Annotated in this window: 43 protein-coding genes, 1 rRNA gene and 1 pseudogene; 42 read left to right on the forward strand and 3 right to left on the reverse strand. The window is 42.3% G+C overall.

Annotated elements, in window-relative coordinates; translation table 11 throughout:
- Nucleotides 1-24 precede the first annotated feature (24 nt).
- The 37 genes and pseudogenes from rplB to C6344_RS18165 all read left to right on the forward strand — a co-directional run bounded on the left by rplB (nt 25) and on the right by C6344_RS18165 (nt 19,771).
- A complete protein-coding gene (gene rplB / locus C6344_RS17985; RefSeq protein ID WP_007496314.1) occupies nt 25-858 on the forward strand; it encodes a 50S ribosomal protein L2 in 834 nt (277 codons plus the stop codon).
- Between the two features lie 57 nt (nt 859-915).
- Complete coding sequence (gene rpsS / locus C6344_RS17990; protein WP_003216920.1) at nt 916-1,194, forward strand: 30S ribosomal protein S19; 279 nt, start codon at nt 916-918, stop codon at nt 1,192-1,194.
- A 17-nt stretch (nt 1,195-1,211) separates the two neighbouring features.
- Nucleotides 1,212-1,553: a 50S ribosomal protein L22 gene (rplV, locus tag C6344_RS17995; protein WP_007496316.1), complete on the forward strand. Its 342-nt coding sequence runs from the start codon at nt 1,212-1,214 to the stop codon at nt 1,551-1,553.
- 3 nt (nt 1,554-1,556) lie between these two features.
- Nucleotides 1,557-2,213, forward strand: a complete 657-nt coding sequence (gene rpsC, locus C6344_RS18000) for a 30S ribosomal protein S3 (protein WP_003217241.1) — start codon at nt 1,557-1,559, stop codon at nt 2,211-2,213.
- Between the two features lies 1 nt (nt 2,214).
- Nucleotides 2,215-2,649, forward strand: a complete 435-nt coding sequence (gene rplP / locus C6344_RS18005; RefSeq protein WP_003156478.1) for a 50S ribosomal protein L16 — start codon at nt 2,215-2,217, stop codon at nt 2,647-2,649.
- Complete coding sequence (rpmC, locus tag C6344_RS18010; protein WP_003217155.1) at nt 2,639-2,839, forward strand: 50S ribosomal protein L29; 201 nt, start codon at nt 2,639-2,641, stop codon at nt 2,837-2,839. The genes rplP and rpmC overlap by 11 nt, the downstream gene beginning before the upstream one ends.
- Nucleotides 2,840-2,864: 25 nt before the next feature.
- Nucleotides 2,865-3,128, forward strand: a complete 264-nt coding sequence (gene rpsQ, locus C6344_RS18015; protein WP_003216906.1) for a 30S ribosomal protein S17 — start codon at nt 2,865-2,867, stop codon at nt 3,126-3,128.
- A 39-nt stretch (nt 3,129-3,167) separates the two neighbouring features.
- The gene (gene rplN, locus C6344_RS18020) at nt 3,168-3,536 is read left to right on the forward strand and encodes a 50S ribosomal protein L14 (protein ID WP_003216882.1); all 369 of its coding nucleotides are present in this window, start codon (nt 3,168-3,170) and stop codon (nt 3,534-3,536) included.
- A 35-nt stretch (nt 3,537-3,571) separates the two neighbouring features.
- Complete coding sequence (gene rplX / locus C6344_RS18025; protein WP_003217151.1) at nt 3,572-3,883, forward strand: 50S ribosomal protein L24; 312 nt, start codon at nt 3,572-3,574, stop codon at nt 3,881-3,883.
- Nucleotides 3,884-3,908: 25 nt separating this feature from the next.
- Nucleotides 3,909-4,448 carry a 50S ribosomal protein L5 gene (rplE, locus tag C6344_RS18030; protein WP_003217159.1) on the forward strand — a complete coding sequence of 180 codons (540 nt, stop codon included), beginning with the start codon at nt 3,909-3,911 and terminating at the stop codon, nt 4,446-4,448.
- A 22-nt stretch (nt 4,449-4,470) separates the two neighbouring features.
- Nucleotides 4,471-4,656: a 30S ribosomal protein S14 gene (rpsN, locus tag C6344_RS18035; RefSeq protein WP_008356542.1), complete on the forward strand. Its 186-nt coding sequence runs from the start codon at nt 4,471-4,473 to the stop codon at nt 4,654-4,656.
- Nucleotides 4,657-4,687: 31 nt separating this feature from the next.
- Nucleotides 4,688-5,086 carry a 30S ribosomal protein S8 gene (rpsH, locus tag C6344_RS18040; protein ID WP_003217040.1) on the forward strand — a complete coding sequence of 133 codons (399 nt, stop codon included), beginning with the start codon at nt 4,688-4,690 and terminating at the stop codon, nt 5,084-5,086.
- A 31-nt stretch (nt 5,087-5,117) separates the two neighbouring features.
- Complete coding sequence (gene rplF, locus C6344_RS18045) at nt 5,118-5,654, forward strand: 50S ribosomal protein L6 (protein ID WP_003217186.1); 537 nt, start codon at nt 5,118-5,120, stop codon at nt 5,652-5,654.
- A 32-nt stretch (nt 5,655-5,686) separates the two neighbouring features.
- Nucleotides 5,687-6,049 (forward strand): 50S ribosomal protein L18, encoded by a 363-nt coding sequence (rplR, locus tag C6344_RS18050; RefSeq protein WP_003216951.1) that lies wholly within the window; start codon nt 5,687-5,689, stop codon nt 6,047-6,049.
- A gap of 24 nt (nt 6,050-6,073) precedes the next feature.
- Nucleotides 6,074-6,574 (forward strand): 30S ribosomal protein S5, encoded by a 501-nt coding sequence (rpsE, locus tag C6344_RS18055; protein ID WP_003217179.1) that lies wholly within the window; start codon nt 6,074-6,076, stop codon nt 6,572-6,574.
- 13 nt (nt 6,575-6,587) lie between these two features.
- A complete protein-coding gene (gene rpmD, locus C6344_RS18060) occupies nt 6,588-6,770 on the forward strand; it encodes a 50S ribosomal protein L30 (RefSeq protein WP_003217067.1) in 183 nt (60 codons plus the stop codon).
- 30 nt (nt 6,771-6,800) lie between these two features.
- A complete protein-coding gene (gene rplO, locus C6344_RS18065) occupies nt 6,801-7,241 on the forward strand; it encodes a 50S ribosomal protein L15 (protein ID WP_003216888.1) in 441 nt (146 codons plus the stop codon).
- A gap of 1 nt (nt 7,242) precedes the next feature.
- Entirely contained in the window at nt 7,243-8,535 is a 1,293-nt protein-coding gene (secY, locus tag C6344_RS18070) for a preprotein translocase subunit SecY (RefSeq protein ID WP_012008710.1), read from the forward strand.
- Nucleotides 8,536-8,590: 55 nt separating this feature from the next.
- Nucleotides 8,591-9,244 carry an adenylate kinase gene (locus tag C6344_RS18075; protein WP_034665602.1) on the forward strand — a complete coding sequence of 218 codons (654 nt, stop codon included), beginning with the start codon at nt 8,591-8,593 and terminating at the stop codon, nt 9,242-9,244.
- Entirely contained in the window at nt 9,241-9,987 is a 747-nt protein-coding gene (gene map / locus C6344_RS18080) for a type I methionyl aminopeptidase (protein ID WP_060595380.1), read from the forward strand. Before C6344_RS18075 ends, map begins: the two co-directional genes overlap by 4 nt.
- A gap of 27 nt (nt 9,988-10,014) precedes the next feature.
- Nucleotides 10,015-10,322 (forward strand): annotated as a pseudogene (locus C6344_RS19075) (KOW domain-containing RNA-binding protein).
- Nucleotides 10,300-10,518 carry a translation initiation factor IF-1 gene (gene infA / locus C6344_RS18090; protein ID WP_003217190.1) on the forward strand — a complete coding sequence of 73 codons (219 nt, stop codon included), beginning with the start codon at nt 10,300-10,302 and terminating at the stop codon, nt 10,516-10,518. Before C6344_RS19075 ends, infA begins: the two are co-directional and overlap by 23 nt.
- 31 nt (nt 10,519-10,549) lie before the next feature.
- Nucleotides 10,550-10,663 carry a 50S ribosomal protein L36 gene (rpmJ, locus tag C6344_RS18095; protein WP_003156543.1) on the forward strand — a complete coding sequence of 38 codons (114 nt, stop codon included), beginning with the start codon at nt 10,550-10,552 and terminating at the stop codon, nt 10,661-10,663.
- Nucleotides 10,664-10,684: 21 nt separating this feature from the next.
- Nucleotides 10,685-11,050, forward strand: coding sequence for a 30S ribosomal protein S13 (gene rpsM, locus C6344_RS18100; RefSeq protein ID WP_003217023.1), 366 nt, complete (start codon nt 10,685-10,687; stop codon nt 11,048-11,050).
- Nucleotides 11,051-11,070: 20 nt separating this feature from the next.
- Entirely contained in the window at nt 11,071-11,466 is a 396-nt protein-coding gene (gene rpsK / locus C6344_RS18105; protein WP_003217231.1) for a 30S ribosomal protein S11, read from the forward strand.
- A 175-nt stretch (nt 11,467-11,641) separates the two neighbouring features.
- The gene (locus C6344_RS18110) at nt 11,642-12,586 is read left to right on the forward strand and encodes a DNA-directed RNA polymerase subunit alpha (RefSeq protein WP_003217009.1); all 945 of its coding nucleotides are present in this window, start codon (nt 11,642-11,644) and stop codon (nt 12,584-12,586) included.
- Nucleotides 12,587-12,662: 76 nt separating this feature from the next.
- A complete protein-coding gene (gene rplQ, locus C6344_RS18115; protein ID WP_003216944.1) occupies nt 12,663-13,025 on the forward strand; it encodes a 50S ribosomal protein L17 in 363 nt (120 codons plus the stop codon).
- 124 nt (nt 13,026-13,149) lie between these two features.
- On the forward strand, nt 13,150-13,992 hold the full coding sequence (locus tag C6344_RS18120) for an energy-coupling factor ABC transporter ATP-binding protein (protein ID WP_008356549.1): 843 nt from the start codon (nt 13,150-13,152) through the stop codon (nt 13,990-13,992).
- Nucleotides 13,968-14,837: an energy-coupling factor ABC transporter ATP-binding protein gene (locus C6344_RS18125; protein ID WP_044139648.1), complete on the forward strand. Its 870-nt coding sequence runs from the start codon at nt 13,968-13,970 to the stop codon at nt 14,835-14,837. Before C6344_RS18120 ends, C6344_RS18125 begins: the two co-directional genes overlap by 25 nt.
- Nucleotides 14,834-15,631: an energy-coupling factor transporter transmembrane component T family protein gene (locus C6344_RS18130; RefSeq protein WP_044139647.1), complete on the forward strand. Its 798-nt coding sequence runs from the start codon at nt 14,834-14,836 to the stop codon at nt 15,629-15,631. The genes C6344_RS18125 and C6344_RS18130 overlap by 4 nt, the downstream gene beginning before the upstream one ends.
- Nucleotides 15,632-15,642: 11 nt before the next feature.
- Entirely contained in the window at nt 15,643-16,386 is a 744-nt protein-coding gene (gene truA, locus C6344_RS18135) for a tRNA pseudouridine(38-40) synthase TruA (RefSeq protein ID WP_050945816.1), read from the forward strand.
- Nucleotides 16,387-16,552: 166 nt separating this feature from the next.
- Complete coding sequence (rplM, locus tag C6344_RS18140) at nt 16,553-16,990, forward strand: 50S ribosomal protein L13 (protein WP_003217042.1); 438 nt, start codon at nt 16,553-16,555, stop codon at nt 16,988-16,990.
- A 20-nt stretch (nt 16,991-17,010) separates the two neighbouring features.
- Nucleotides 17,011-17,403 carry a 30S ribosomal protein S9 gene (rpsI, locus tag C6344_RS18145; protein ID WP_003217273.1) on the forward strand — a complete coding sequence of 131 codons (393 nt, stop codon included), beginning with the start codon at nt 17,011-17,013 and terminating at the stop codon, nt 17,401-17,403.
- Between the two features lie 198 nt (nt 17,404-17,601).
- A complete protein-coding gene (locus tag C6344_RS18150; protein ID WP_060595381.1) occupies nt 17,602-18,117 on the forward strand; it encodes a GNAT family N-acetyltransferase in 516 nt (171 codons plus the stop codon).
- 97 nt (nt 18,118-18,214) lie between these two features.
- Entirely contained in the window at nt 18,215-18,961 is a 747-nt protein-coding gene (locus C6344_RS18155; RefSeq protein WP_106073170.1) for an amidohydrolase family protein, read from the forward strand.
- A 38-nt stretch (nt 18,962-18,999) separates the two neighbouring features.
- A complete protein-coding gene (locus C6344_RS18160; RefSeq protein WP_106031899.1) occupies nt 19,000-19,473 on the forward strand; it encodes a GNAT family N-acetyltransferase in 474 nt (157 codons plus the stop codon).
- Between the two features lie 109 nt (nt 19,474-19,582).
- On the forward strand, nt 19,583-19,771 hold the full coding sequence (locus C6344_RS18165) for a hypothetical protein (protein WP_060595383.1): 189 nt from the start codon (nt 19,583-19,585) through the stop codon (nt 19,769-19,771).
- Between the two features lie 81 nt (nt 19,772-19,852).
- Here the strand turns inward: C6344_RS18165 and C6344_RS18170 are convergent, their stop codons facing one another.
- Entirely contained in the window at nt 19,853-20,422 is a 570-nt protein-coding gene (locus C6344_RS18170) for a DUF4825 domain-containing protein (RefSeq protein WP_106073171.1), read from the reverse strand.
- Between the two features lie 146 nt (nt 20,423-20,568).
- On the opposite strand from C6344_RS18170, the gene C6344_RS18175 reads away from it, so the two are divergent.
- The 3 genes from C6344_RS18175 to C6344_RS18185 all read left to right on the forward strand — a co-directional run bounded on the left by C6344_RS18175 (nt 20,569) and on the right by C6344_RS18185 (nt 22,946).
- The gene (locus C6344_RS18175; protein ID WP_066031432.1) at nt 20,569-21,012 is read left to right on the forward strand and encodes a YbaK family protein; all 444 of its coding nucleotides are present in this window, start codon (nt 20,569-20,571) and stop codon (nt 21,010-21,012) included.
- Nucleotides 21,013-21,070: 58 nt separating this feature from the next.
- On the forward strand, nt 21,071-21,784 hold the full coding sequence (gene cwlD, locus C6344_RS18180; protein WP_106073172.1) for an N-acetylmuramoyl-L-alanine amidase CwlD: 714 nt from the start codon (nt 21,071-21,073) through the stop codon (nt 21,782-21,784).
- 103 nt (nt 21,785-21,887) lie between these two features.
- A complete protein-coding gene (locus C6344_RS18185; RefSeq protein ID WP_060595386.1) occupies nt 21,888-22,946 on the forward strand; it encodes an Mrp/NBP35 family ATP-binding protein in 1,059 nt (352 codons plus the stop codon).
- A gap of 38 nt (nt 22,947-22,984) precedes the next feature.
- On the opposite strand, the gene gerD is transcribed toward C6344_RS18185, so the two are convergent.
- The gene (gene gerD, locus C6344_RS18190; protein WP_003217144.1) at nt 22,985-23,569 is read right to left on the reverse strand and encodes a spore germination lipoprotein GerD; all 585 of its coding nucleotides are present in this window, start codon (nt 23,567-23,569) and stop codon (nt 22,985-22,987) included.
- A 90-nt stretch (nt 23,570-23,659) separates the two neighbouring features.
- Here gerD and kbaA point away from each other — a divergent pair, with 90 nt between their 5' ends.
- The gene (kbaA, locus tag C6344_RS18195; protein WP_003217204.1) at nt 23,660-24,262 is read left to right on the forward strand and encodes a KinB-signaling pathway activation protein; all 603 of its coding nucleotides are present in this window, start codon (nt 23,660-23,662) and stop codon (nt 24,260-24,262) included.
- Here kbaA and pdaB read toward each other — a convergent pair.
- Nucleotides 24,255-25,019, reverse strand: a complete 765-nt coding sequence (pdaB, locus tag C6344_RS18200; RefSeq protein ID WP_050945808.1) for a polysaccharide deacetylase family sporulation protein PdaB — start codon at nt 25,017-25,019, stop codon at nt 24,255-24,257. The two genes, kbaA and pdaB, sit on opposite strands and share 8 nt — an antisense overlap.
- Before the next feature lie 376 nt (nt 25,020-25,395).
- Here pdaB and C6344_RS18205 point away from each other — a divergent pair.
- Nucleotides 25,396-25,525 (forward strand): 16S ribosomal RNA (locus tag C6344_RS18205); the annotation flags it as partial.

Consider the following 25,525-nt stretch of genomic DNA (forward strand, 5'->3'; position numbering starts at 1 on the left):
TAAAAAGAAGGAGGGAAATTCAAAATGGCGATTAAAAAGTATAAACCAACCAGTAATGGTCGTCGTGGCATGACTACTTCAGATTTTGCTGAAATCACGACTGACAAACCAGAAAAATCGTTGCTTGCACCGCTTCACAGAAAAGGCGGACGTAACAACCAAGGTAGATTGACTGTTCGTCATCAAGGTGGCGGTCATAAACGTCAATACCGTATCATCGACTTTAAGCGTGATAAAGACGGTATACCTGGACGCGTTGCTACAATCGAGTATGATCCAAACCGTTCAGCGAACATCGCTCTTGTAAACTATGCAGATGGTGAGAAACGTTACATTCTTGCTCCGAAAGGAATCCAAGTTGGTACTGAAGTTACTTCTGGACCAGAAGCTGACATCAAACCAGGTAATGCTCTTCCACTTATCAACATCCCAGTTGGTACAGTTGTGCATAACATTGAATTAAAACCAGGTAAAGGTGGACAATTAGTTCGTTCTGCTGGTACTTCTGCTCAAGTTCTTGGTAAAGAAGGTAAATACGTTCTTGTACGTTTGAACTCAGGAGAAGTTCGCATGATTCTTTCTGCTTGCCGTGCGACTATCGGTCAAGTTGGAAACGAGCAACACGAATTAATTAACATCGGTAAAGCTGGACGTTCTCGCTGGAAAGGCGTACGCCCAACAGTTCGTGGTTCTGTAATGAACCCTAACGATCACCCACACGGTGGTGGTGAAGGACGCGCTCCAATCGGACGTAAATCACCAATGTCTCCATGGGGTAAACCGACTCTTGGATTCAAGACTCGTAAGAAAACCAACAAGTCTGATAAATTCATTGTACGTCGTCGTAAAAACAAGTAACGGGGTTGTCTACGGTTCATTTAGGACCGTAGTTCAATCACGAAGGGAGGTTCCACAATGGCTCGCAGCTTAAAAAAAGGACCATTTGTTGATGATCATTTGATGGCTAAAGTCGAGAAATTGAATGAAACTGACAAAAAGCAAGTCGTAAAAACTTGGTCTCGTCGTTCTACAATTTTCCCACAATTCATCGGTCACACAATCGCTGTCTATGACGGACGCAAACATGTACCTGTTTTCATTTCTGAAGATATGGTAGGTCACAAATTGGGCGAATTCGCACCAAGCCGTACTTACAAAGGTCATGCTAGTGACGATAAAAAAACAAGACGCTAATGAGAGGAGGCTTTTAAATGCAAGCTAAAGCTGTCGCAAGAACAGTCCGTATTGCTCCTCGTAAAGCACGTCTAGTAATGGACCTGATCCGAGGTAAGCAAGTAGGAGAAGCAGTTTCTATCTTAAACCTTACACCTAAGGCTGCTTCACCAATTATTGAAAAAGTATTAAAATCTGCTATCGCAAACGCTGAGCACAACTACGAGTTGGACGCTAACAGCCTAGTGATTACTCAAGCATTCGTTGACGAAGGTCCAACACTTAAGAGATTCCGTCCACGTGCTATGGGTCGTGCGAGCGCAATTAACAAACGTACTAGCCACATTACAATCGTTGTATCAGAAAAGAAGGAGGGATAATCCGTGGGTCAAAAGGTAAATCCAGTAGGTCTTCGTATTGGCGTCATTCGTGATTGGGAATCTAAATGGTTCGCAGGAAAAGATTACGCTGACTTCTTACATGAAGACTTGAAAATCCGTGAATTCATCAGCAAGCGTTTGTCTGACGCGTCTGTTTCTAAAGTAGAAATCGAACGTGCTGCAAACCGCGTAAATATCACAATCCACACGGCTAAACCAGGTATGGTAATTGGTAAAGGCGGATCTGAAGTTGAAGCACTTCGTAAAGCTCTTAACAGCCTAACTGGCAAACGTGTACACATCAACATTCTTGAAATCAAGAGAGCAGATCTTGATGCTCAGCTAGTTGCTGAAAACATCGCTCGTCAACTTGAAAATCGTATTTCATTCCGTCGTGCACAAAAACAAACAATCCAACGCACAATGCGTGCTGGAGCACAAGGAATCAAAACAATGGTTTCTGGTCGTCTTGGCGGTGCAGATATTGCTCGTTCTGAATATTACAGTGAAGGTACTGTTCCGTTGCACACACTTCGTGCTGACATCGACTATGCTACTGCTGAAGCTGACACTACTTATGGTAAGCTTGGCGTAAAAGTATGGATCTATCGTGGAGAAGTCCTTCCAACTAAGAAGAATACTGCGGAAGGAGGAAAATAATATGTTATTGCCAAAACGCGTGAAGTATCGCAGAGAACATCGTGGGAAAATGCGTGGTCGTGCAAAAGGTGGCACTGAAGTACATTTCGGTGAGTACGGTATCCAAGCTCTTGAAGCTTCTTGGATCACGAACCGTCAAATCGAAGCTGCTCGTATTGCTATGACTCGTTACATGAAACGTGGCGGTAAAGTTTGGATTAAAATTTTCCCTTCTAAGCCATACACAGCTAAACCTCTAGAAGTCCGCATGGGTTCCGGTAAAGGTGCTCCAGAAGGATGGGTAGCTGTAGTAAAACCGGGCAAAGTTTTATTTGAAATTTCTGGTGTGTCTGAAGAAGTTGCTCGTGAAGCTCTTCGTCTTGCATCTCACAAATTGCCAATTAAAACGAAGTTCGTAAAACGTGAAGAAATTGGTGGTGAATCAAATGAAAGCTAATGAAATTCGTGACCTTACCACTGCTGAAATTGAACAAAAAGTAAAGTCTCTTAAAGAAGAACTTTTCAATCTTCGTTTCCAATTAGCGACTGGGCAGCTTGAAAACACTGCTCGCATTCGTGAAGTGCGTAAATCAATCGCACGCATGAAAACTGTGATTCGTCAAAGAGAAATCGCTGCTAATAAATAATAATTAGAGGGGAGGCCCCGCAAACATGAGCGAACGTAACCAACGTAAAGTGTATCAAGGTCGTGTTGTTTCTGACAAAATGGATAAAACCATCACTGTTGTAGTTGAAACATACAAAAAGCATTCACTTTATGGCAAACGTGTAAGATACTCTAAGAAGTTCAAAGCACATGATGAAAACAACCAAGCAAAAATCGGAGACATCGTAAAGGTCATGGAAACTCGTCCTTTATCTGCGACTAAACGCTTTCGTCTAGTTGAAGTTGTCGAAGAAGCCGTTATTATCTAATAAAGTTCGGATTTCTTTTTCCGAAAGGAGGTAACATTAATGATTCAACAGGAGACTCGTTTAAAAGTAGCTGACAACTCTGGCGCACGCGAAGTACTAACGATTAAAGTTCTTGGTGGCTCTGGACGTAAGACGGCTAACATCGGTGATGTCATTGTTTGTACGGTTAAACAAGCAACACCAGGAGGCGTTGTCAAAAAAGGTGAAGTTGTGAAAGCAGTTATCGTTCGTACAAAGAGCGGAGCTCGCAGAAACGATGGATCTTACATCAGTTTCGATGAAAATGCATGTGTCATTATCCGTGACGACAAGAGCCCGCGTGGAACTCGTATCTTCGGACCAGTAGCACGTGAACTTCGTGAAAACAACTATATGAAAATTGTTTCTCTAGCACCAGAAGTACTTTAATGAATACAATCCGCGACTCAAGGAGGTGCGATTAAATGCATGTTAAAAAGGGCGATAAAGTAGTGGTTATCTCTGGTAAAGATAAAGGTAAACAAGGAGTCATCCTTGCTGCTTTCCCTAAGAATGACCGTGTTTTAGTAGAAGGTATTAACCTTGTGAAAAAACACTCTAAACCAACCCAAGCTAACCCTCAGGGCGGAATTTCTGAACAAGAAGCGCCGATCCACGTATCAAACGTAATGCCGCTTGATCCTAAAACGGGTGAAGTGACACGTGTTGGGTATAAAGTTGAGGACGGAAAGAAAGTCCGTGTAGCGAAAAAATCTGGGCAAGTTCTAGATAAATAGTAAATAAGGAAGGGAGGTCTTTCTCATGAACCGCCTTAAAGAAAAGTATGTAAAAGAAATTACACCTGCATTAGTTTCTAAGTTTGAATACAAATCAGTAATGCAAGTGCCAAAAATCGAAAAAATCGTGATCAACATGGGTGTTGGTGACGCTGTTCAAAACGCTAAAGCAATCGATACTGCTGTTGAAGAATTAACGTTTATCGCTGGTCAAAAACCTGTCGTTACTCGTGCGAAGAAGTCTATTGCTGGATTCCGTCTACGTGAAGGAATGCCAATCGGTGCGAAAGTAACACTTCGCGGAGAGCGCATGTACGATTTCCTTGATAAACTTATTTCTGTATCTTTACCACGTGTACGTGACTTCCGCGGGATTTCTAAGAAATCTTTCGACGGTCGTGGAAACTACACGCTTGGTATTAAAGAACAGTTAATCTTCCCAGAAATTGATTACGATAAAGTAACAAAAGTCCGCGGTATGGATATCGTTATCGTTACGACTGCCAATACGGACGAAGAAGCACGTGAGTTATTAACTCAAGTAGGTATGCCGTTCCAGAAATAATCAATGAAAGGGAGGCGAAATCGTGGCTAAAAAGTCTATGATTGCGAAACAACAACGCAAACAAAAGTTTAAAGTTCAAGAGTATACGCGCTGCGAACGTTGTGGACGTCCACATTCAGTAATTCGCAAGTTTAAACTTTGCCGTATTTGTTTCCGCGAACTTGCATATAAAGGACAAATTCCTGGCGTTAAAAAAGCCAGCTGGTAATCCCCATAAATGGGAAGGAGGTTATTAAATAATGGTTATGACAGATCCGATTGCAGATTTGCTGACTCGTATTCGCAATGCGAACATGGTACGTCATGAGAAGCTAGAAGTACCGGCTTCAAAAATCAAAAGAGAAATTGCTGAAATCTTAAAGCGTGAAGGTTTTATCCGTGACGTTGAATATGTTGAAGACAGCAAACAAGGAATTATCCGTATGTTCCTTAAATATGGCCAAAACAACGAGCGTGTTATCACTGGTCTAAAAAGAATCAGTAAACCTGGTTTACGTGTATATGCGAAATCAAATGAAGTACCACGTGTACTTAACGGACTTGGAATCGCAATTATTTCTACATCACAAGGTGTTTTATCGGACAAAGAAGCCCGTGCTAAACAAGCTGGTGGAGAAGTACTTGCTTACGTATGGTAAAAAAAGTTTAAGATGAATGGAGGTGCTTGGTATGTCTCGTATAGGTAAAAAACTAATCGAGATCCCTTCAGGAGTTACTGTGACAAACAACGATAACACAGTGACAGTAAAGGGACCAAAAGGTGAACTAACTCGTACATTTCACCCTGATATGGAAATTAAAATTGAGGACAGCGTCTTAACTGTAAGCCGTCCGTCTGATCATAAAGAACACCGTGCTTTACATGGTACAACACGTAGCTTAATTGCAAACATGGTTGAAGGTGTATCTAAAGGTTTCGAAAGAGGTTTAGAACTTATCGGTGTCGGTTACCGTGCAGCTAAATCTGGAAACAAACTTGTTCTTAACGTTGGATACTCTCATCCAGTTGAAATCGTTCCTGAGGCTGGAGTTGAAGTCGAAGTTCCATCTCAAACGAAAGTAGTCATTAAAGGTATCGATAAAGAGCGTGTGGGAGCTCTAGCTTCTAACATCCGCGCTGTCCGTTCTCCAGAGCCTTACAAAGGTAAAGGAATTCGTTACGAAGGTGAATTCGTTCGCCGTAAAGAAGGAAAAACTGGTAAGTAAGATCGCTTAATGTGAAGAAAGGAGTGACTCGGATGATTACGAAAACTAGCAAAAACGCTACTCGTCTTAAAAGACACGCTCGTGTTCGTGCGAAACTTTCAGGTACTGCTGAAAGACCTCGCCTTAACGTTTTCCGTTCTAACAAGAACATCTACGCTCAAGTAATTGATGATGTTAACGGTGTAACACTTGTAAGTGCTTCTACTCTTGATAAAGAGTTAAAGATCGAGAATAGTTCTGACGCTGCAGCTGCTACTAAAGTTGGCGAACTTGTTGCAAAACGTGCTGTTGAAAAAGGAATCTCTAACGTGGTATTTGACCGCGGAGGATACTTATATCATGGACGTGTAAAAGCTCTAGCTGAAGCTGCTCGTGAGGCTGGACTTAAATTTTAATAAAAGAAGGAGGGACACATCCGAATGAGTCGTATTGACCAAAGCAAATTAGAGTTAGAAGAACGCTTAGTTACGGTTAACCGCGTAGCGAAAGTTGTTAAAGGTGGACGTCGTTTCCGTTTTGCAGCTTTAGTTGTTGTCGGTGACAAAAACGGTCATGTAGGTTTCGGTACTGGTAAAGCACAAGAAGTACCAGAAGCGATCCGCAAAGCTGTTGAAGATGCGAAAAAGAATTTAATTGAAGTACCAATGGTTGGAACTACAATTCCACATGAAATCATCGGTCGATTCGGTGCAGGAAACGTTCTATTGAAGCCTGCTTCAGAAGGTACAGGAGTTATCGCTGGAGGCCCAGTGCGTGCGGTTCTTGAGCTTGCTGGTCTAGCTGATATCCTTTCTAAATCTCTAGGTTCTAATACACCGATCAACATGATCCGCGCAACACTTCAGGGTTTAAGTGAACTTAAACGTGCTGAAGACGTTGCGAAGCTTCGTGGAAAATCTGTAGAAGACCTGTTAGGATAAGGAGGGAACATTAATGGCAAATAAATTAGAAATTACCCTCAAACGCAGTGTAATCGGTCGCCCAGAAGATCAGCGTGTCACTGTTCGTACTCTTGGTCTTAAGAAAACAAACCAAACAGTCGTACATGAAGACAATGCAGCGATCCGCGGCATGATTAACAAGGTGTCTCATTTAGTTTCTGTTAAAGAACAATAAAACATTTTTAATCGATAAGGAGGTGCCCAAATGAAACTTCATGAATTGAAGCCTTCAGAAGGTTCACGTAAAGTACGCAACCGTGTTGGTCGTGGTATTGGATCAGGTAACGGTAAAACTTCTGGTAAAGGTCATAAAGGTCAAAACGCTCGTTCTGGCGGCGGTGTACGCCCTGGTTTCGAAGGTGGTCAAATGCCTTTATTCCAACGTCTTCCAAAACGTGGTTTTACAAACATCAACCGTAAAGATTACGCGGTTATCAACTTAGACAGATTAAACAGTTTTGACGAAGGAACGGAAGTAACTCCTGAACTTCTTCTAGAGACTGGTGCAATAAGCAAGTTAAAAGCAGGAGTAAAAATTCTTGGCAACGGTAAATTAGAAAAAAAATTAACTGTAAAAGCCAATAAATTCTCTGCTTCTGCTAAAGAAGCGATTGAAGCTGCTGGCGGTACAGCCGAGGTGATCTAACTTGTTTAAGACAATCTCCAATTTTATGCGCGTGAAAGATATACGGAATAAGATTATATTCACTCTTTTAATGTTAATCGTCTTTCGTATAGGTGCTTTCATCCCTGTGCCTAATGTGAACGCCGAAGTTCTCCAGGCACAGGATCAAATGAGTGTTTTCGGGATCCTCAACACGTTTGGGGGCGGGGCACTTTTCCAATTCTCCATTCTTGCAATGGGGATTATGCCGTATATCACTGCTTCGATCATCATTCAGCTCTTGCAGATGGATGTTGTTCCGAAGTTCACTGAGTGGTCAAAGCAAGGAGAGGTTGGCCGCCGAAAATTAGCACAATTCACAAGGTATTTTACAATTGTTCTAGGTTTTATCCAGGCGTTAGGAATGTCATATGGATTCAACAATATGGCAGGAGGCATGCTGATTGAAAACCCAGGTGTTTCAACGTACCTCTTAATTGCGGTCGTACTCACTGCGGGAACAGCATTTTTAATGTGGCTAGGAGAGCAGATTACTGCTCACGGTGTTGGTAACGGTATTTCGATTATTATCTTTGCCGGTATCATCGCAGGTATCCCTCAAACATTAAAACAAGTGTACGCTCAGCAATTTGTGGGTGGAGATGGACAGCTGTTCATGCAAATCCTGAAAATAGCCCTTATTGTTATTGCTATCCTTGTCATTGTTATCGGTGTTATTTACATTCAAATGGCAGTGAGAAAGATTGCGATTCAATATTCAAAAGGAACTGGCCGTGCACAAATGTCTGCTAGTCAAGCAACGCACCTTCCATTGAAAGTGAATCCAGCAGGGGTGATTCCAGTCATCTTTGCCGTTTCTTTCATTATTACTCCACAGACGGTTGCATCGTTCTTCGGAACCAATAATGTGACAACTTGGATAACCAACAACTTTGACTATACTAAGCCAATCGGTATGACGATTTATGTAGCACTGATTGTTGCTTTCACATATTTTTATGCCTTTGTCCAAGTGAATCCTGAACAAATGGCTGAAAATCTGCAAAAGCAGGGTGGCTATATCCCGGGAGTTCGTCCAGGGAAAATGACTCAAGATAGAATTACGAGCATTTTGTACCGACTCACGTTTGTGGGCGCCATTTTCTTAGCCGTGATTTCAATACTTCCTATCTTTTTCATTCAATTCGCTGGATTACCTTCCGCTGCACAAATTGGCGGCACAAGTCTTCTCATTGTTGTAGGTGTTGCACTTGAAACAATGAAACAGCTTGAAAGCCAATTAGTGAAACGAAACTACCGTGGATTTATGAAATAAAACAGAGGGCTGGGCTTCTGCCCAACCTCTCTAAGTAAGGAAGGGGAAATCCGAAATGAACTTAGTCTTAATGGGGCTTCCGGGTGCTGGTAAAGGCACTCAGGCAGAACGAATTGTTGATGATTATGGGATCCCTCATATCTCAACAGGAGATATGTTCCGCGCTGCTATGAAAGAGGAGACACAACTTGGGCTCGAAGCAAAATCCTTTATCGATAAAGGAGAGCTTGTTCCTGATGAGGTCACAATCGGTATTGTTAGAGAAAGACTTGGCAAAAATGATTGTGAACAAGGTTTTCTTCTGGACGGATTTCCGCGAACAGTCGCTCAGGCTGAAGCTTTAGAAGAAATTCTAAAGGACCTTGGCAGAACGATTGATTATGTCATTAATATTAAAGTCGATAAAGATGCTTTGATGGAGCGTCTGACTGGCCGAAGAATTTGCAAAAATTGCGGAGCGACATATCATTTAGTATTCAATCCACCTGCGAAAGAAAATGTTTGCGATAAGTGTGGAGGCGAGCTTTATCAACGTGCAGATGATAATGCAGAAACCGTTTCGACTAGACTTGAAGTAAACTTAAAGCAGACTGAACCTTTACTGAACTTCTATTCAGAAAAAGGATATCTTGCAAACATTGATGGTGCGAAGCACATTAACGATGTATATGCAGATATCAAGAACCTGCTTGGGGGATTAAATAAATGATTATCTGTAAAACTCCTCGCGAGCTTGAGATTATGAGAGAAGCTGGACGCATTGTCGCACTGACTCATGAAGAGCTGAAGAAACACATAAAACCAGGTATTTCGACAAAAGAATTGGATCAAATTGCCGAACGTTTTATTACAAAGCAGGGTGCAATCCCATCTTTTAAAGGGTATAATGGTTTTCGCGGGAGCATTTGCGTTTCGGTGAATGAAGAACTCGTTCACGGTATTCCTGGTAAACGGGTTTTACGTGATGGCGACATCATTAGTATCGATATTGGCGCAAAGTTAAATGGCTATCATGGTGACTCTGCTTGGACTTATCCAGTTGGGGTAATCAGTGATGAAGACCGCAGACTACTGGAAGTCACAGAGGAATCTCTATATAAAGGCTTACAGGAAGCAAAGCCAGGCGAACGTCTGTCGAACATTTCCCATGCCATACAAACGTATGTAGAAAACGAGAATTTCTCAGTTGTTAGAGAATATGTTGGACATGGGGTCGGACAGGATCTTCATGAGGACCCTCAAATTCCTCATTATGGTCCGCCCAACAAAGGCCCGCGGCTAAAACCTGGAATGGTGTTGGCCATCGAACCGATGGTGAACGCAGGCAGCCGATATGTGAAAACATTGGCTGATAACTGGACGGTTGTAACGGTTGATGGGAAAAAGTGTGCTCACTTTGAGCATACGATTGCGATTACAGATACAGGTTTTGATATACTGACTAAGATTTAGGTCTTCACTGAAGCCTTTCAGGCCCAAATCGGGCAGGTTGTCTGTATAGTCCAAAGGAAAGAACAAGATCAGTATACAGGTGTCATCGGCATGTTCGGTGGCTGCCATGTACTAATCGCAGACGGAGAAAAGCGTAAATTTCATTCTCCTAAGAAAAAATATCAATCATATAACCTTTTATGGTTGCGTATCTCCGGAAGTTCAGAACAGTATATTCAAAACAGGTCGGGTGATAGATGGACAATTGAGATGATCTCATTTGGACATTTGTCAGAGAGCAAGTTACTGATTTGAAGAAGGGAGAACACTTGAATGGCGAAAGACGATGTAATTGAAGTGGAAGGTACTGTAGCAGAAACTTTGCCAAATGCAATGTTCAAAGTTGAACTAGAGAATGGTCATACAGTTTTGGCTCATGTATCAGGAAAAATCCGTATGCACTTCATTCGCATTTTACCTGGAGACAAAGTTACGGTAGAATTATCTCCATATGACTTAACTCGTGGTAGAATTACGTACCGTTACAAATAAAGCAACTCCGGAAGAAGGAGGTTGGAAACACATGAAAGTGAGACCATCTGTTAAACCTATCTGTGAAAAATGTAAAGTGATTCGCAGAAAAGGAAAAGTAATGGTGATCTGTGAAAACCCAAAACATAAACAAAAACAAGGCTAATAACAAGGAGGTGCCCAAATCATGGCTCGTATTGCTGGTGTAGATATTCCACGTGATAAACGTGTTGTCATTTCTTTAACATATGTTTTTGGAATTGGTCGTACGACTGCGCAACAAGTCCTTAAAGAAGCAGGTGTTTCTGAAGACACTCGCGTTCGCGATCTAACTGAAGACGAACTTGGTAAAATCCGTGATATCATTGACAAACTTAAAGTAGAAGGTGACCTTCGTCGTGAAGTTTCACTTAACATTAAGCGTCTAATTGAAATCGGAAGCTACCGCGGAATCCGTCATCGTAGAGGACTTCCTGTTCGTGGACAAAACACAAAAAACAACGCGCGTACTCGTAAAGGTCCGCGTCGTACTGTAGCTAACAAGAAAAAATAAGTAAAGGAGGTAGTTAAAGAATGGCTGCTGCTCGTAAACAAAATACGCGTAAACGTCGCGTGAAAAAGAATATTGAAGCTGGAATCGCTCATATCCGTTCCACTTTCAACAACACGATTGTAACGATTACTGATGTTCATGGAAACGCAATTTCTTGGTCAAGTGCTGGTGCATTAGGATTCAGAGGTTCTCGTAAATCTACTCCTTTCGCTGCACAAATGGCTGCTGAAACTGCGGCTAAAGGTTCTATCGAACATGGTCTTAAAACACTTGAAGTAACTGTTAAAGGTCCTGGTTCTGGTCGTGAAGCTGCAATTCGTGCGCTTCAAGCTGCAGGTCTTGAAGTTACTGCAATCAGAGACGTAACTCCAGTTCCTCATAACGGATGCCGTCCACCAAAACGTCGCCGCGTGTAATTTGTTTGTATAGATTTTGTGTCCCTGTCAATAATGGGTTATGATACAGTTATTTATGAGACGAATACACGACTCGTTGCCTGAGCACATACGGGACTAAACAATGAGGAATTTCGGATGGAATCTCATATGATTCTATTCGAGGTTTCGACGTTTTGAAGGAGGGTTTTATTAGATGATCGAAATTGAAAAACCAAAAATCGAAACGGTTGAAATCAGCGACGATGCCAAGTATGGCAAGTTTGTCGTAGAGCCACTTGAGCGTGGATATGGTACCACTTTAGGGAACTCCCTTCGTCGTATCCTTTTATCCTCACTTCCTGGTGCAGCTGTAACATCGATCCAGATAGATGGTGTCTTACACGAATTCTCAACGATCGAAGGCGTGGTTGAAGATGTTACAACGATTATCTTAAACATTAAAAAGCTTGCACTCAAAATCTACTCTGAAGAAGAGAAGACGCTTGAAATTGATGTACAAGATGAAGGTACTGTAACAGCTGCTGATATTACACACGACAGCGATATTGAAATCTTAAATCCAGATCTTCACATCGCAACTCTTGGCAAGAATGCGAGCTTCCGTGTTCGCTTAACTGCACAAAGAGGTCGCGGGTATAATCCTGCTGATGCAAACAAAAGAGACGATCAGCCAATCGGTGTGATTCCGATCGACTCAATCTATACACCTGTATCTCGTGTGACTTATCAAGTGGAGAACACCCGTGTCGGGCAAATCACAAACTATGATAAATTAACACTAGATGTATGGACTGATGGAAGCACAGGACCGAAAGAAGCGATCGCTCTAGGTTCTAAGATTTTAACTGAACACCTGAATATTTTCGTTGGGTTAACTGACGAAGCTCAGCATGCTGAAATCATGGTTGAGAAAGAAGAAGACCAAAAAGAAAAAGTGCTTGAAATGACAATTGAAGAGCTTGATCTTTCTGTTCGTTCTTACAACTGTTTGAAGCGTGCGGGTATTAACACTGTTCAAGAGCTTGCTAACAAGACAGAAGAGGATATGATGAAAGTTCGTAACCTTGGACGTAAATCTCTTGAAGAAGTGAAAGCGAAACTAGAAGAACTTGGACTGGGTCTTCGTAAAGACGATTGACTAGTTTCATTGTGAACTAGGATTTTCGTGTGTTTTTTATTCATACAGCATTCTCTAACTAAGGAGGGGACATCACATGGCATACAGAAAGCTAGGACGCACTAGTGCACAACGTAAAGCAATGCTTCGTGACCTAACGACTGATTTGATCATCAACGAACGCATCGAAACAACTGAAACACGTGCGAAAGAACTTCGCTCTGTAGTTGAAAAAATGATCACTCTTGGCAAACGCGGAGATCTTCATGCTCGCCGTCAAGCTGCAGCTTACATTCGTAATGAAGTAGCTAACGCTGAAACAAACCAAGATGCACTTCAAAAATTATTCGCTGACGTTGCAACTCGCTACGAAGATCGCCAAGGTGGATACACTCGTATCATGAAGCTTGGACCTCGTCGCGGCGATGGCGCACCAATGGCTGTCATTGAATTAGTTTAATCACATAGCGTGTATCTAAGAAAGGGCGGGACAGTTCATAACTGGATCTATGCCCTTTTTTAGATACTACGGCTTTTTAGCAATAAGCAAAGAAGAGGTTGAGCTGAGAGGAGGTCCGGTAGAGATGGGGAAGACATTAATTGACGTAAAGGACATTGTATTTCGATATCACAAGGATGCGGACAAGCCCGCTTTAGATCAAGTGTCATTGCATGTGAATCAAAATGAATGGCTCGCCATTGTTGGCCATAATGGTTCAGGTAAATCCACACTTGCCCGTGTACTGAATGGGCTCATTTTACCGGATGCTGGAACGGTGAAGGTTGGAGAGATTGAGCTGAAAGAAGAGAGTGTCTGGGATATTCGCAAAAAGGTCGGAATGGTCTTTCAAAACCCAGATAACCAATTCGTTGGCTCAACGGTTCGTGATGATGTGGCTTTTGGTTTAGAAAATAACGGGGTTGAGCGGGAATTGATGATAGAACGTGTAGATTGGGCTGTCAAACAGGTCAATATGCAGGAGTTTCTTGATCAAGAGCCGCACCATCTATCAGGCGGGCAAAAGCAGAGAGTCGCCATTGCAGGTGTACTTGCCGCAAGCCCTGACATCATGATCTTAGATGAAGCAACATCGATGCTTGATCCGATTGGCCGTGAAGAAGTGTTAGAGACTGTTAGACTACTGAAGGAACAAGGAACGGTCACAGTCATTTCCATCACACATGATTTAGACGAGGCCGCCAAGGCAGACCGGGTCATTGTCATGAATGGCGGGAAAAAATTTGCCGAGGGAACCCCAGAGGAAGTATTTGAACTAGACGAACAGCTGGTTCAGATTGGACTTGATCTGCCATTCTCCTATCGGTTGAGCAAACAATTGAAGCAGCAAGGTGTACCGCTTGCAAATGCCCATTTGACACAAGAAGGATTGGTGAAAGAGCTATGGACATTACGATCAAAGAATTAGAGCATCGTTATCAAATGAAAACGCCGTTTGAGCGTCTCGCTTTGTATGATGTCAATGCTTCCATCCAAGAGGGTAGCTATGTCGCTGTCATTGGTCATACGGGCTCTGGCAAGTCTACATTGCTGCAGCATTTAAATGGCTTGCTCAAACCAACGAAGGGGAGCATTGCGCTTGGAGATACCGTCTTACAAGCCAATAAAAAGCAGAAGGATTTAAAGTCCCTCCGGAAAAAAGTAGGCATCGTGTTTCAGTTTCCTGAGCATCAGCTCTTTGAAGAAACGATCCTTAAGGATATCTGCTTTGGTCCGATGAATTTCGGTGTTCCTCAGGAAAAGGCAGAAGCAAAGGCGAAGGAAATGCTGAAGCTAGTCGGTCTTCCTGAATCCCTATTATCTCGATCTCCCTTTGAACTAAGCGGCGGTCAAATGAGACGTGTGGCGATTGCAGGTGTTCTAGCGATGGAGCCAGAAGTGCTTGTGCTGGATGAGCCGACTGCAGGGTTAGATCCACGCGGACGGAAGGAAATCATGGACATGTTCTATGAGCTTCATCAAAAGGCAAACCTTACCACGATTCTGGTTACACACAGTATGGAGGACGCCGCTCATTATGCGGATCAAATGATTGTGATGCATAAAGGAACGGTAAAGGCGACAGGTACGCCGAGAGAATTGTTTGCCAATCGTACAGACATGTCTTCGTTTGGTCTCGACCTCCCAGAAACGATTAAATTCCAGCAGACTGTAGAAGAAAAGCTGGGTATTACGTTTCCAAGGCCGCTTCTGACCATGGATGAAATGGCAGAAGCCTTAACAGCTCTTTATCAGGAGGACACGACATCATGATGGATAGTATGATTATCGGCAAATATGTGCCAGGTTCATCCTTTGTCCATCGTCTTGATCCAAGGACAAAGCTGTTATCAATTTTCTTTTTTGTCTTTATTGTCTTTTTTGCTAATAATTACATCACTTACGGGCTTTTAGGTGTCTTTACCCTCCTTGTGGTGATGGTTTCTCAGGTGCCGCTATACTTTATTCTCAAGGGAATGAAGCCGATCCTATGGATTGTCCTGTTTACCTTCATTCTGCATATCTTCATGACAAAGGATGGCGCCTTGCTATTTCACTTTGGTTTTTTAAATATTTATGAAGAAGGTCTAAAGCAGGGGATTTTCATTTCACTCCGTTTTGTCTATCTCATCATGATGACGACACTTCTGACGTTAACCACAACGCCTATAGAAGTGACAGACGGCATGGAAAAGCTGCTTCACCCATTCCGTAAAATCAAACTGCCTGTTCACGAGCTTGCTCTCATGATGTCCATCTCTCTTCGGTTTATTCCAACTTTACTAGAAGAGACGGACAAAATCATGAAGGCACAAATGGCAAGAGGTGTTGATTTTACAAGCGGACCTCTAAAGGACCGCATGAAAGCAATTGTTCCTTTGCTTGTTCCGCTTTTCGTCAGTGCGTTTAAGCGTGCAGAGGAACTGGCGACCGCTATGGAAGCGAGAGGCTACCGCGGGGGAGAAGGGCGGACGAAATACCGTCAGCTTGTCTGGGGCATGAAAGACACGTTCACGCTGCTCCTATTCATCCTGTTAACAGCACTCCTTGTGCTTCTGAGAAATTAGGTGATTCCTAGATGAAGGTCAAATGTACCGTCTCCTACGATGGGACACATTTTAAAGGCTATCAGGTGCAGCCTGGGCAGCGGACTGTTCAGACGGAGATCGAGTCGGCTCTTGCAAGAATGCATAAACAGGATGAACTGATTCCGATTGTGGCTTCTGGTCGGACGGACAGCGGCGTCCATGCGAAGGGGCAGGTCATCCATTTCGACACGCCGCTCTCGATTCCGATGGAAAGATGGCCTTTTGCCCTCAATAGTCTCCTGCCGGATGACATCAGGGTTCTAAAGGCTGAGGAAGTGGATGAGTCGTTTCATGCACGTTTTAGTGTCGTTTCGAAGGAGTACCGTTATAAGGTCTCAACGGAAACGCACCAAAATGTGTTCACGAGACAGTATGCCTGCCACTTTCCTTACCGGCTGGATGCAGACAAAATGAGAGAAGCTGCTGGACACCTCATTGGCACACACGACTTCACAAGCTTTTGTGCGGCCAATACAGAGGTTCAGGACAAGGTAAGGGAGATTTACACCCTCGAGTGGAAAAACGTCTCAGACGGGCTTGAAATGCGTGTGAGAGGAAATGGCTTTTTATACAACATGGTGCGAATTATCGCTGGAACGTTACTTGAAATCGGATCTGGTAAATTTCACCCTGATGAGATAAAAGCCATGCTTGCCGCCCGAAATCGCGAAGCGGCAGGCAAGACTGCGCCTAGTCACGGACTGTATTTATGGGAAGTTTTCTATGACAACTAAACCAGGTGTAACATGTTCTTGACACAGGAAGCAGAAAGTTATAAGATATCATATGGTATGTATTTCAACCCCACAAATAAGCCCCGGAAGACTTATCTTGTGTTTTGAAATAGAACGTAGCATTTGATTCAAGGAAAAATCATTGATTTATTTAGGAGGGAAACTCATGCGTACAACACCAATGGCGAACGCAAGCACAATTGAGCGCAAATGGCTAGTTGTTGATGCGGCAGGCAAGACTCTAGGTCGTCTTTCTACTGAAGTAGCATCACTTTTGCGCGGTAAGCACAAACCAACTTATACACCACACGTTGATACAGGTGATCACGTCATCATCATCAATGCTGAGAAAATCGAATTAACAGGTAAGAAATTGACGGACAAAATTTACTACCGTCACACGATGCACCCAGGTGGTTTGAAACAAAGAACTGCTCTTGAGATGCGTACAAACTACCCTGAAAAAATGTTGGAGCTTGCTATCAAAGGTATGCTTCCAAAGGGTCCATTAGGCCGTCAAATGTTCAAAAAATTAAATGTGTACCGTGGTTCTGAGCATCCACATCAAGCACAACAACCTGAAGTTTACGAACTTCGCGGTTAATTATAAGGGAGGTTAACAATTTGGCACAGGTTCAATATTACGGTACAGGTCGTCGTAAAAGTTCTGTAGCGCGCGTTCGCTTAGTTCCAGGTGAAGGCCGTATCGTCGTTAATAATCGTGAAATTACTGAATACATTCCATTCGCTGCTTTAATCGAAGACGTGAAACAGCCTTTGAACATCACAGAAACAGCTAACAGCTACGATGTTCTTGTAACTGTTCACGGTGGTGGATTCTCTGGTCAAGCTGGAGCAATTCGTCACGGTATCTCTCGTGCTCTTCTAGAAGTAGATCCTGAGTACCGTACATCACTTAAACGTGCTGGACTTCTTACTCGTGACCCTCGTATGAAAGAGCGTAAGAAATACGGTCTTAAAGGCGCGCGTAGAGCTCCTCAGTTCTCAAAACGTTAATCAATTTTATATTGTATGGACGTTTTACAAAGGTTTGTTACAGACAAACCATATATGAAAAGCATCAGCATCCTGCTGGTGCTTTTTTTGTGCTTTTTATTTAATAAATAATGACTGGTCACTTCCTTTTGGATACGTATAAAATATGAGTATAGAAAGTTTTCTGTTTAAAAGAAGATTATTTATGGAGGTTGTCCTATGAATCTAACGACAGAAAGGTGTCTCATTCGACCATTTACTGATGATGATTGGCAGGATGTTTATGCATATACATCTGATCCGACAGTGATGAAGTATATTCCGGAAGATGTATTTTCTAAAGAAGATGCGAAGGAATTTATCAAAAATAATCGTCATGAAAATGCTAAGTATGTCGCTGTCCTATTAAAAGAAGATCATACATGCATTGGGCATATCGCGTTTCATCCGTACTTTGGTGAGCACACATATGAAATTGGGTGGGTCTTCAATCCTGCATATCAAAACAAAGGCTATGCATCAGAAGCTGCTTATGCTGTACTACATTATGGCTTTCACACAATGAATTTACATCGAATCATTGCCACTTGTCAGCCTGAAAATGTGCCATCGTGGAGAGTGATGGAGAAAATGGGGATGAGAAGAGAAGGGTATTTTAAAAAGTGTATACCTCAAGGAAATGAGTGGTGGGATGAATTTTACTATGCCATCTTACGAGAGGAATGGAAAACTTGATAAGTTTTCATAATATGAAGTGATTCGTCATTCCAAATATCTGTTGGCTTTCGCTATTGATATAATCAGATCAAATAAGCAGAAGAGGGGCGCGCGCATGAGGATCTTTGATGCACATTTTCATATCATTGATTTTAATTTTCCCATTCAAGAAAACCAAGGGTATACACCGCCTAGTTATGTGGTGAATGATTATAGGAGAGAGACGGCTGATTTTGGGATTTTAGGTGGAGCAATCGTGTCAGGGTCATTTCAAGGCTTTGACCAAGGCTATTTGTTGAAGGCGCTGGATGAAATGGGGCCGTCTTTTTGCGGTGTGACTCAATTACCTTTTACAGCAACTGATGATGAGATTGTTCATTTGGATCAACATGGGGTAAAAGCTTTACGTTTTAACGTGAAGCGGGGTGGTTCGGAGAATATTTCGAAGCTCGATTATTTTGCGAAAAGGGTGTATGAGCTGGCGGGATGGCATAGTGAGATTTACATAGACGCTAAGCATCTCCCTGACATCTCATCAACACTTGAAAAGCTGCCGGCCGTTTCAATTGATCATTTAGGCTTATCGGAAGAAGGCTTGCCGCATTTGCTAAAGCTGGTTGAAAAAGGGGTTCGTGTGAAAGCAACAGGTTTTGGACGTGTTGATTTAAACGTCGAACATGCGTTGACGTCTATTTATCAAACGAATCCTAATGCACTAATGTTTGGTACAGACCTTCCATCCACAAGGGCAAAGCGTCCGTTTGAATACGGTGATGTTGAATTAATTCAACAGATTTTTGATGAAAAAGCTGCTGATCACATCTTATATGAGAACGCACGTCATTGGTATTTTGGTCAATGATGAAATTGTTCCACTTCATTTCATAGGAGGTGTTTTCTTTGGATTTAAGTCAACTGACGTGCAGAGAAGCCACGCTGGAAGATCTCGACAAGATCGTCTTCATGCTCGCTGATGATATGTTAGGTCAAAAAAGAGAGCGCTACACTCAACCATTATTAGAAAGCTATATCAAAGCCTTTCACTCAATAGATGCTGATCCAAATATTGAACTCATGGTTGCGTGTGATCAGGAAGAAGCTGTAGGTGTTCTCCAATTGACCATGACGCCTTTTCTTACACATCAAGGAGGATGGAGAGCTTCAATAGAAGGAGTTCGTACAGCCTCGACTCATAGAGGAAAAGGAATTGGCACGATGTTGATAAAAAGGGCTATTCAACACGCAAGCGACCGCGGCTGTCATATGATTCAGCTAACAACAGACAAACAGAGACCAGATGCACACCGTTTTTACGAAAAATTAGGGTTTGAAGCTACGCATAATGGGATGAAACTGCATCTGCCCCATCAATAAGAACATCAAGAAGTGGAGGGATTCACGAACCTCTGCTTTTTTGCGCCTTTATTTGAAATATTTGTTATATTGAATATGTAAATCCTCTGTTATTTGGAAAGGAGAAACATTGAAGACGGAAACAGATCAATATCTTTGGTATAAAGGCGGAGCAACATTGTTTGTTTTCACAGCTGCTTTATATCGAAGAACAGATACATCATCAATATCCATTTCTCTTTTTATCAATGATCCGAAAGCGAATCATTCTCACTGGATTGGAGAATATTCAATGAATTTATGCTTACTGCAGCAGTAGATCAAAACTTTCGACAACGATTGATTCAAGCTTTTACTACATAATTATCAATAAAACAGAGGGAGACACCCCTCTGTTTTATTAATTCTGCATGGGAAACTTGTTGTATACATCTTGGCGTTTCTCTTTTGACTTCACAACTCCATCAACCAGTTCCTTCTGCCAAAGCGCTGCATCGTCTTGGTACTCTTTAAATGAGTGAGGCAGCTTTTTTTCTAGCTCTTTTCTTTGAAACGTGACGGATGATTTGTCGTTAGAGTTCATTTTGAGTGTCACTTGCTCTACGTTATCGACAAGGATAAAAAGTGCGAGTGCGTTGTATAAATACGTTTTCTCAATTGTCTCCTTTTGATCAAACCAGTATGCGTCAAATTGTTCTTCTGTGTATCCGGCATTTTCTTTTACGCCGTACGTGACGTCTAATGCTTTCCCATCAACGATTTCAAATTCTCGAATCATGCCTCCAGGAAGCTCTGATAAGATGTCACGAATGGCTGAGTTGTTACCTAGATACGTGCTTTTATGCTTGGAAAGCTGTTTTAAGGATATGTCTTCTATTCCTTTCATGTCGCTCTTCTGCTCGGTCGCTTGACTGCTGCATCCAGATAAGATGACTGTTAGTAGCAACAGGATATACATCCACTTCTTCATGAATTTTGCCTCTTTTCTATTCTTTCTATATATAAATGTTCATTTTATCACAATTTTCCAATCCGTTAGCTTATTGATTTCCATTTACTGAACTGCATGTTTTGTTCAAACCAACGAACAATACAAAGAAAAAAGGAGTTCAGTCCATGGCAGAGGTTCTTTCATTTTATCAATTGAAAACAAAACGAGATGTCACGCTTGAAAAGAAGCTGTTGCGTACTTTGTCTCTTCAACAGGTGACGGTCGCTTCTGAGAAATTCACGAAGAAGCTGTTCCCATTTGCAGATGATCCAGCTGGGATTATGAGTGATGGCTGCATAGATTTCGCCATTGAAGCTTTTTTAGCTGGCGGGAGATACGGTGAGTCGAGTAAATACGGCGAATCGTTCGACCATATCAAGAAGCGGTCCTCCCAGGAGGAAGATGAGCTGGTTGAGGAGCTAGCAGGATGTTTGCAATCGTGGGGGAATATGTTCCGAATGGAGAGGAAGATGTCGTGTCTGTATCCATTTGCGAAGGACTTTTTAAGCATGTGGTGGCAGGAAGGCTTTCGAGAATCAGAAAAAAGGCATAAGCTTCGGTTGCACTAAGCATATTTCCAGCCCTTGTCCCATATCTATAAAATAATGGTGTATGGGAGGGACAGGGATGAAAAGAAAGCTGAAATGGACAGGGTTTTTAATCGGGTTTATTGTCCTCTTATTCTTATTCAGGTTTCAATTTCTAAATGATGATTCGTGGAAATCGTGGAACTTGCCTTTAAGCGGCAAGATCATCTATTTAGATCCGGGTCATGGCGGTCCAGATGGCGGGGCTGTAGGCGGAGAGTTGCTTGAAAAAGAGATTGCGCTGGATGTATCCATGAAGATACGTGACTATTTACAGGAGCAGGGAGCTCTTGTTCTTATGACCCGCGAGGATGATTCTGATTTATCATCAAAGAACACAAAGGGATATGCCCGGAAGAAAGCGGAGGATTTGAGGAACCGCGTAAAAGTCATTAATGAGTCTGAAGCGGATTTCTACTTAAGTATTCATTTAAATGCGATCCCATCGAACAAATGGAGCGGCGCACAGACGTTTTTTTACGGAAGGTATGAAGAAAATGAAAAGGCAGCAAAGTTCATACAAGATGAATTACGCAATAATCTTGAAAACACAGATCGAAAGGCGAAGCGGATCAATGGCATTTATTTAATGCAAAATGTGACAAAGCCAGGAGCTCTTGTGGAGATTGGGTTTCTCTCCAATCCGAAAGAGGCCGGTCAGCTGGCAACACCTAAATATCAAGATCAAATTGCTGCCTCCATTTATAAAGGTATTTTAAGATATTTGACAGAGCAAAAAGAGCCGCCTGAATAAGGGGCTTTTTCCTTTTGAACGCAGGCAAACAGGACAGACATTGTAAGGATATGTATGATATACTTGGATTGTAAACGAATTCAATAAAGGGTGAGGTTCTGCTATGATCGGACAAGATGATGTGAGAAAACTAGTTGGGAAGATGGACGAACCTTTCCTTCATATACCGCTTGGTGAGCTGGATGCCATCAAGGAAATCAGCCTAAAGCCTGAAAAAGAACATGTGAGCTTAAAGGTAGCCATTGCCAAAACGGGTACTGCTGAGCAGATGAAGCTGCAGCAAGACATCGTACAAGCCTTGAAATCAGCTGGCGCTAACACAGTAGGGCTACGTTTTGAAGAATTGCCTCAGGAAACACTTGAAAGGTTTATGCCTTCACAAGATGAGGAAGAAAATTTGCTCAACTCTAAAAATCCGCCTGAGTTCTTAGCGATTGCGAGTGGAAAGGGCGGCGTTGGTAAATCCACCGTGTCTGTTAACCTTGCTGTAGCACTGGCTCGTCTAGGGAAAAAAGTCGGACTGATTGATGCAGATATTTATGGCTTTAGTGTACCGGATATGATGGGAATCACCGTCAGACCAACTGTTAAAGGGGAAAAAATTATTCCTGTGGAACGCTTTGGTGTCAAAGTGATTTCAATGGGCTTTTTTGTTGAAGAAAATGCACCGGTCATTTGGAGAGGACCGATGCTTGGTAAAATGCTGAATAACTTCTTCCACGAAGTCGAGTGGGGAGAATTAGATTACTTACTATTAGACCTTCCGCCTGGAACGGGAGATGTGGCGCTTGATATTCATACAATGCTTCCAAGCTGTAAAGAAATCATTGTCACAACACCGCATCCTACAGCTGCCTTCGTTGCTGCTAGAGCAGGCGCAATGGCACTGCAAACAGATCACGAGGTGCTGGGTGTCGTTGAGAATATGAGCTATTATGAAAGCAAAAAAACAGGTGAGAAAGAATATGTCTTTGGAAAAGGAGGCGGGGATAAGCTGGCGGAAGAGCTGCGAGTATCGGTCCTTGGTCAAATTCCTCTAAGGCAGCCTGATTGGAATGAAGATGATTTTGCTCCATCTGTCTATGATGCGAGTCATCCGACGGGAGAAGTGTATCAACACATTGCGAATAAAGTTATTGAACAATTAGCAGTAAAAGCATAATGAAAGCCCGAGTGGATGAATGTCCCCTCGGGTGATGTTTAACTGCCGCTTTCTTCGCTGCCTTTTGATCCGGAATCACTGCTTTCAGATGCTGCTTTTTTAAGCTCATCTTCGAATTTCTTCTTATAAAGAGGACTGCTTAATGTTTCTGTAATGACTTTTTCTAAGTGCTTTCTGAACTCTTTGCTTTTCACCAGTTCACCGTATTTCTTTTCCATTTCGGGATCCTTGAGAATATCCATCATCAATTGCTGATAGTCAGGGTCCTTCATTAACTGTTTTAACATCTTTTCATGCTGTTGCTGCATGGATTTTGCGAAAGTCTCGGCAAATTTAGAATCCTCAAAGACCTTCTTCCAGAACTCTTTGCCTTTATCAGAAGTCAGTGTTTTCTCTATCGTTTTTTTCACAGTTTGTTCATCCATTACCAAAGCTTCATTCATTGCCTCGTCATTTAATAACTGTTGAATGGCCTTTTTACCGTCATCTGTCTTCAATATATCGACGACCATTTTCTTTGTTTCGTCATAGTCCATATTAGATGAGGATTGGGTTTTGGGAGCACAAGCTGTTAGAGATAAAAGGAGAAAACAGCTCATTATACGCAAGATGCCTTTTGACATACTGTGGCTCCTTTCGTTACATGTCTTACTTTTAATATGAATGTTTCACGTAAATTTATACATAACAAAAATAGGGGTTGGATCAATTCAATGAAAAGTCGGGATTTAGTTCGTTTTTTCTTCTCTGTGCTAGCTGTTGGAGCGGTCATTACAAGCGTGGTTGGCTTTGCGCTGGAGTGGGGGAAATATCAGAAGCTTTTTATATCGTTTGAAATACTAGAAATCGCATCTGTGTTGTTTTGGTTCATTGGTGTGGGGATGATTTTTAGTGTCATTAGTCAGATGGGGTTTGTTGTCTTTTTAACGGTGCACCGGTTTGCGTTAGAGATATTCCGATCACATTCTCTATGGAATACCATTCAGCTGTTTCTGGTGATCTTTGTGCTGTTTGATTTAGCTTACTTGCGGTTTTTGTTTTTCGGGGAGAATGAATCATTTCTTCCATACCTATGGCTGCCTGTCTTTATCGGTGTGTTCGCATTGATCGTGGCTTACTTTAAACAGCAGCAGTCCTCTAAGAAAACTTTTGTTTCCGCAATGTTTCTCATGGTTGTCATCACGTCGCTAGAATGGTTCCCGGCGCTCAGAGTCAACGAAGAGGACTGGCTGTATTTAATGCTATTTCCGCTATTAGGCTGTAATGCGTTTCAGTTGTTAGCTATGCCGCGGTTTTCAAAGGCGAAAGCTACTTAACTTCCGATGACCTTGTTTTGGTATTGGAGATCAGTTCGCCAACCGTCACATTTTTTAAATTCTTTTCTTTGATTTGTTTCAAAATAGCTGGTAAGGCTTGAGCGGTTTGGGTTGCTGAATCTGAGGCATGTAGGAGAACAATATCTCCGCTTTTCATTCGATCATTTACATTCTGAACAATCTGATCGACGCCCGGATTCAGCCAATCTTGTGAGTTGACGCTGTAATGGACAACGGTATAACCGTACTGTGTGGCAATTTTCAATGCTTTTTCGTTAAATTGCCCAGTTGGCGGTCTTAATAGTTGAATGTCATCTAGTCCAAGCTTTTGAAATGAATTTTGTGCCCGGACAAGATCTTGCTTGATTTCACTATCTTCAAGCTGGCTATAATTTTTATAAGCATAGCCAAGGCTGCCGATTTGGTGACCGTCCTCTCTAATTTGTTTGACGATATCAGGATGACGCTCAGCCCAAGAAGCAGACAGAAAGAAAGTAGCGTTCTTTATATCGTACTCTCGAAGGACATTTAAAATAGGAACAGCCTTCTCATCTCCCCAGCCGATATTAAAAGTAAGGGAGACATGTTTTGAGGAAGTCTCGCCTTTATAAATGGCTCGGGGTCCGTGTTCTGTTTTAAATACCGACAGCGGCGGTGCCTTTTGTACATAAAAAAAGGTTGCAGCTGCAAGGGCTGCTACAAGAATAATGACAATTTGCTTCAGCCGTTTAATAGGCAACACATATAATCGACTCAATTCAAACACTCCTGCCTTGTCCGAGATTGTTACTTGATTGTATGCAGGACAAGGGTTTGAGATGCACAATAAAACTATTTTAAAAAAAGTTTTGAAAAGGCGTTGACCGATAGAATATTTTCGTGATATATTATTAATCGTCGCTGACACACAGTGACAAACACAAAACGCTTCGGGAAATAAACTTGAAAAAAGTTGTTGACATAAGATGAAGCGAAATGTTATATTATTAAAGCCGCTAAGAACGGCGAAGATGATCTTTGAAAACTAAACAAGACAAAACGTACCTGTTAATTCGAGTTTTTATAAAAAAATCCTATGAAACATCATAGGTAGTCAGTCAAACTGGCGAAAAACAAAACTTCGGTTTTGTACTTTTTCGGAGAGTTTGATCCTGGCTCAGGACGAACGCTGGCGGCGTGCCTAATACATGCAAGTCGAGCGGACAGAAGGGAGCTTGCTCCCGGATGTTAGCGGCGGACGGGTGAGTAACACGTGGGTAACCT

This window comes from Bacillus sp. GBSW19, assembly GCF_002998655.1.
Lineage (GTDB): Bacteria > Bacillota > Bacilli > Bacillales > Bacillaceae > Bacillus.

Excerpts from the sequence above, each read along its gene's own strand:
- rplQ (WP_003216944.1), top strand. The coding sequence starts at position 12,663 with ATGGCATACAGAAAGCTAGGACGCACTAGTGCACAACGTAAAGCAATG.
- infA (WP_003217190.1), top strand. The coding sequence starts at position 10,300 with ATGGCGAAAGACGATGTAATTGAAGTGGAAGGTACTGTAGCAGAAACT.
- rpsH (WP_003217040.1), top strand. The coding sequence starts at position 4,688 with ATGGTTATGACAGATCCGATTGCAGATTTGCTGACTCGTATTCGCAAT.
- C6344_RS18175 (WP_066031432.1), top strand. The coding sequence starts at position 20,569 with ATGGCAGAGGTTCTTTCATTTTATCAATTGAAAACAAAACGAGATGTC.
- C6344_RS18075 (WP_034665602.1), top strand. The coding sequence starts at position 8,591 with ATGAACTTAGTCTTAATGGGGCTTCCGGGTGCTGGTAAAGGCACTCAG.
- rplP (WP_003156478.1), top strand. The coding sequence starts at position 2,215 with ATGTTATTGCCAAAACGCGTGAAGTATCGCAGAGAACATCGTGGGAAA.
- cwlD (WP_106073172.1), top strand. The coding sequence starts at position 21,071 with ATGAAAAGAAAGCTGAAATGGACAGGGTTTTTAATCGGGTTTATTGTC.
- rpsM (WP_003217023.1), top strand. The coding sequence starts at position 10,685 with ATGGCTCGTATTGCTGGTGTAGATATTCCACGTGATAAACGTGTTGTC.
- rpsE (WP_003217179.1), top strand. The coding sequence starts at position 6,074 with ATGAGTCGTATTGACCAAAGCAAATTAGAGTTAGAAGAACGCTTAGTT.
- rpsK (WP_003217231.1), top strand. The coding sequence starts at position 11,071 with ATGGCTGCTGCTCGTAAACAAAATACGCGTAAACGTCGCGTGAAAAAG.
- rplM (WP_003217042.1), top strand. The coding sequence starts at position 16,553 with ATGCGTACAACACCAATGGCGAACGCAAGCACAATTGAGCGCAAATGG.
- C6344_RS18150 (WP_060595381.1), top strand. The coding sequence starts at position 17,602 with ATGAATCTAACGACAGAAAGGTGTCTCATTCGACCATTTACTGATGAT.
- rpmD (WP_003217067.1), top strand. The coding sequence starts at position 6,588 with ATGGCAAATAAATTAGAAATTACCCTCAAACGCAGTGTAATCGGTCGC.
- rplF (WP_003217186.1), top strand. The coding sequence starts at position 5,118 with ATGTCTCGTATAGGTAAAAAACTAATCGAGATCCCTTCAGGAGTTACT.
- rplB (WP_007496314.1), top strand. The coding sequence starts at position 25 with ATGGCGATTAAAAAGTATAAACCAACCAGTAATGGTCGTCGTGGCATG.
- C6344_RS18185 (WP_060595386.1), top strand. The coding sequence starts at position 21,888 with ATGATCGGACAAGATGATGTGAGAAAACTAGTTGGGAAGATGGACGAA.
- C6344_RS18170 (WP_106073171.1), bottom strand. The coding sequence starts at position 20,422 with ATGAAGAAGTGGATGTATATCCTGTTGCTACTAACAGTCATCTTATCT.
- C6344_RS18130 (WP_044139647.1), top strand. The coding sequence starts at position 14,834 with ATGATGGATAGTATGATTATCGGCAAATATGTGCCAGGTTCATCCTTT.
- kbaA (WP_003217204.1), top strand. The coding sequence starts at position 23,660 with ATGAAAAGTCGGGATTTAGTTCGTTTTTTCTTCTCTGTGCTAGCTGTT.
- truA (WP_050945816.1), top strand. The coding sequence starts at position 15,643 with ATGAAGGTCAAATGTACCGTCTCCTACGATGGGACACATTTTAAAGGC.
- rpsQ (WP_003216906.1), top strand. The coding sequence starts at position 2,865 with ATGAGCGAACGTAACCAACGTAAAGTGTATCAAGGTCGTGTTGTTTCT.
- rplN (WP_003216882.1), top strand. The coding sequence starts at position 3,168 with ATGATTCAACAGGAGACTCGTTTAAAAGTAGCTGACAACTCTGGCGCA.
- rplE (WP_003217159.1), top strand. The coding sequence starts at position 3,909 with ATGAACCGCCTTAAAGAAAAGTATGTAAAAGAAATTACACCTGCATTA.
- rplR (WP_003216951.1), top strand. The coding sequence starts at position 5,687 with ATGATTACGAAAACTAGCAAAAACGCTACTCGTCTTAAAAGACACGCT.
- rpsS (WP_003216920.1), top strand. The coding sequence starts at position 916 with ATGGCTCGCAGCTTAAAAAAAGGACCATTTGTTGATGATCATTTGATG.
- map (WP_060595380.1), top strand. The coding sequence starts at position 9,241 with ATGATTATCTGTAAAACTCCTCGCGAGCTTGAGATTATGAGAGAAGCT.
- C6344_RS18155 (WP_106073170.1), top strand. The coding sequence starts at position 18,215 with ATGAGGATCTTTGATGCACATTTTCATATCATTGATTTTAATTTTCCC.
- rplO (WP_003216888.1), top strand. The coding sequence starts at position 6,801 with ATGAAACTTCATGAATTGAAGCCTTCAGAAGGTTCACGTAAAGTACGC.
- rpmC (WP_003217155.1), top strand. The coding sequence starts at position 2,639 with ATGAAAGCTAATGAAATTCGTGACCTTACCACTGCTGAAATTGAACAA.
- rplX (WP_003217151.1), top strand. The coding sequence starts at position 3,572 with ATGCATGTTAAAAAGGGCGATAAAGTAGTGGTTATCTCTGGTAAAGAT.
- C6344_RS18110 (WP_003217009.1), top strand. The coding sequence starts at position 11,642 with ATGATCGAAATTGAAAAACCAAAAATCGAAACGGTTGAAATCAGCGAC.
- gerD (WP_003217144.1), bottom strand. The coding sequence starts at position 23,569 with ATGTCAAAAGGCATCTTGCGTATAATGAGCTGTTTTCTCCTTTTATCT.
- C6344_RS18120 (WP_008356549.1), top strand. The coding sequence starts at position 13,150 with ATGGGGAAGACATTAATTGACGTAAAGGACATTGTATTTCGATATCAC.
- rpmJ (WP_003156543.1), top strand. The coding sequence starts at position 10,550 with ATGAAAGTGAGACCATCTGTTAAACCTATCTGTGAAAAATGTAAAGTG.
- C6344_RS18125 (WP_044139648.1), top strand. The coding sequence starts at position 13,968 with ATGGACATTACGATCAAAGAATTAGAGCATCGTTATCAAATGAAAACG.
- rplV (WP_007496316.1), top strand. The coding sequence starts at position 1,212 with ATGCAAGCTAAAGCTGTCGCAAGAACAGTCCGTATTGCTCCTCGTAAA.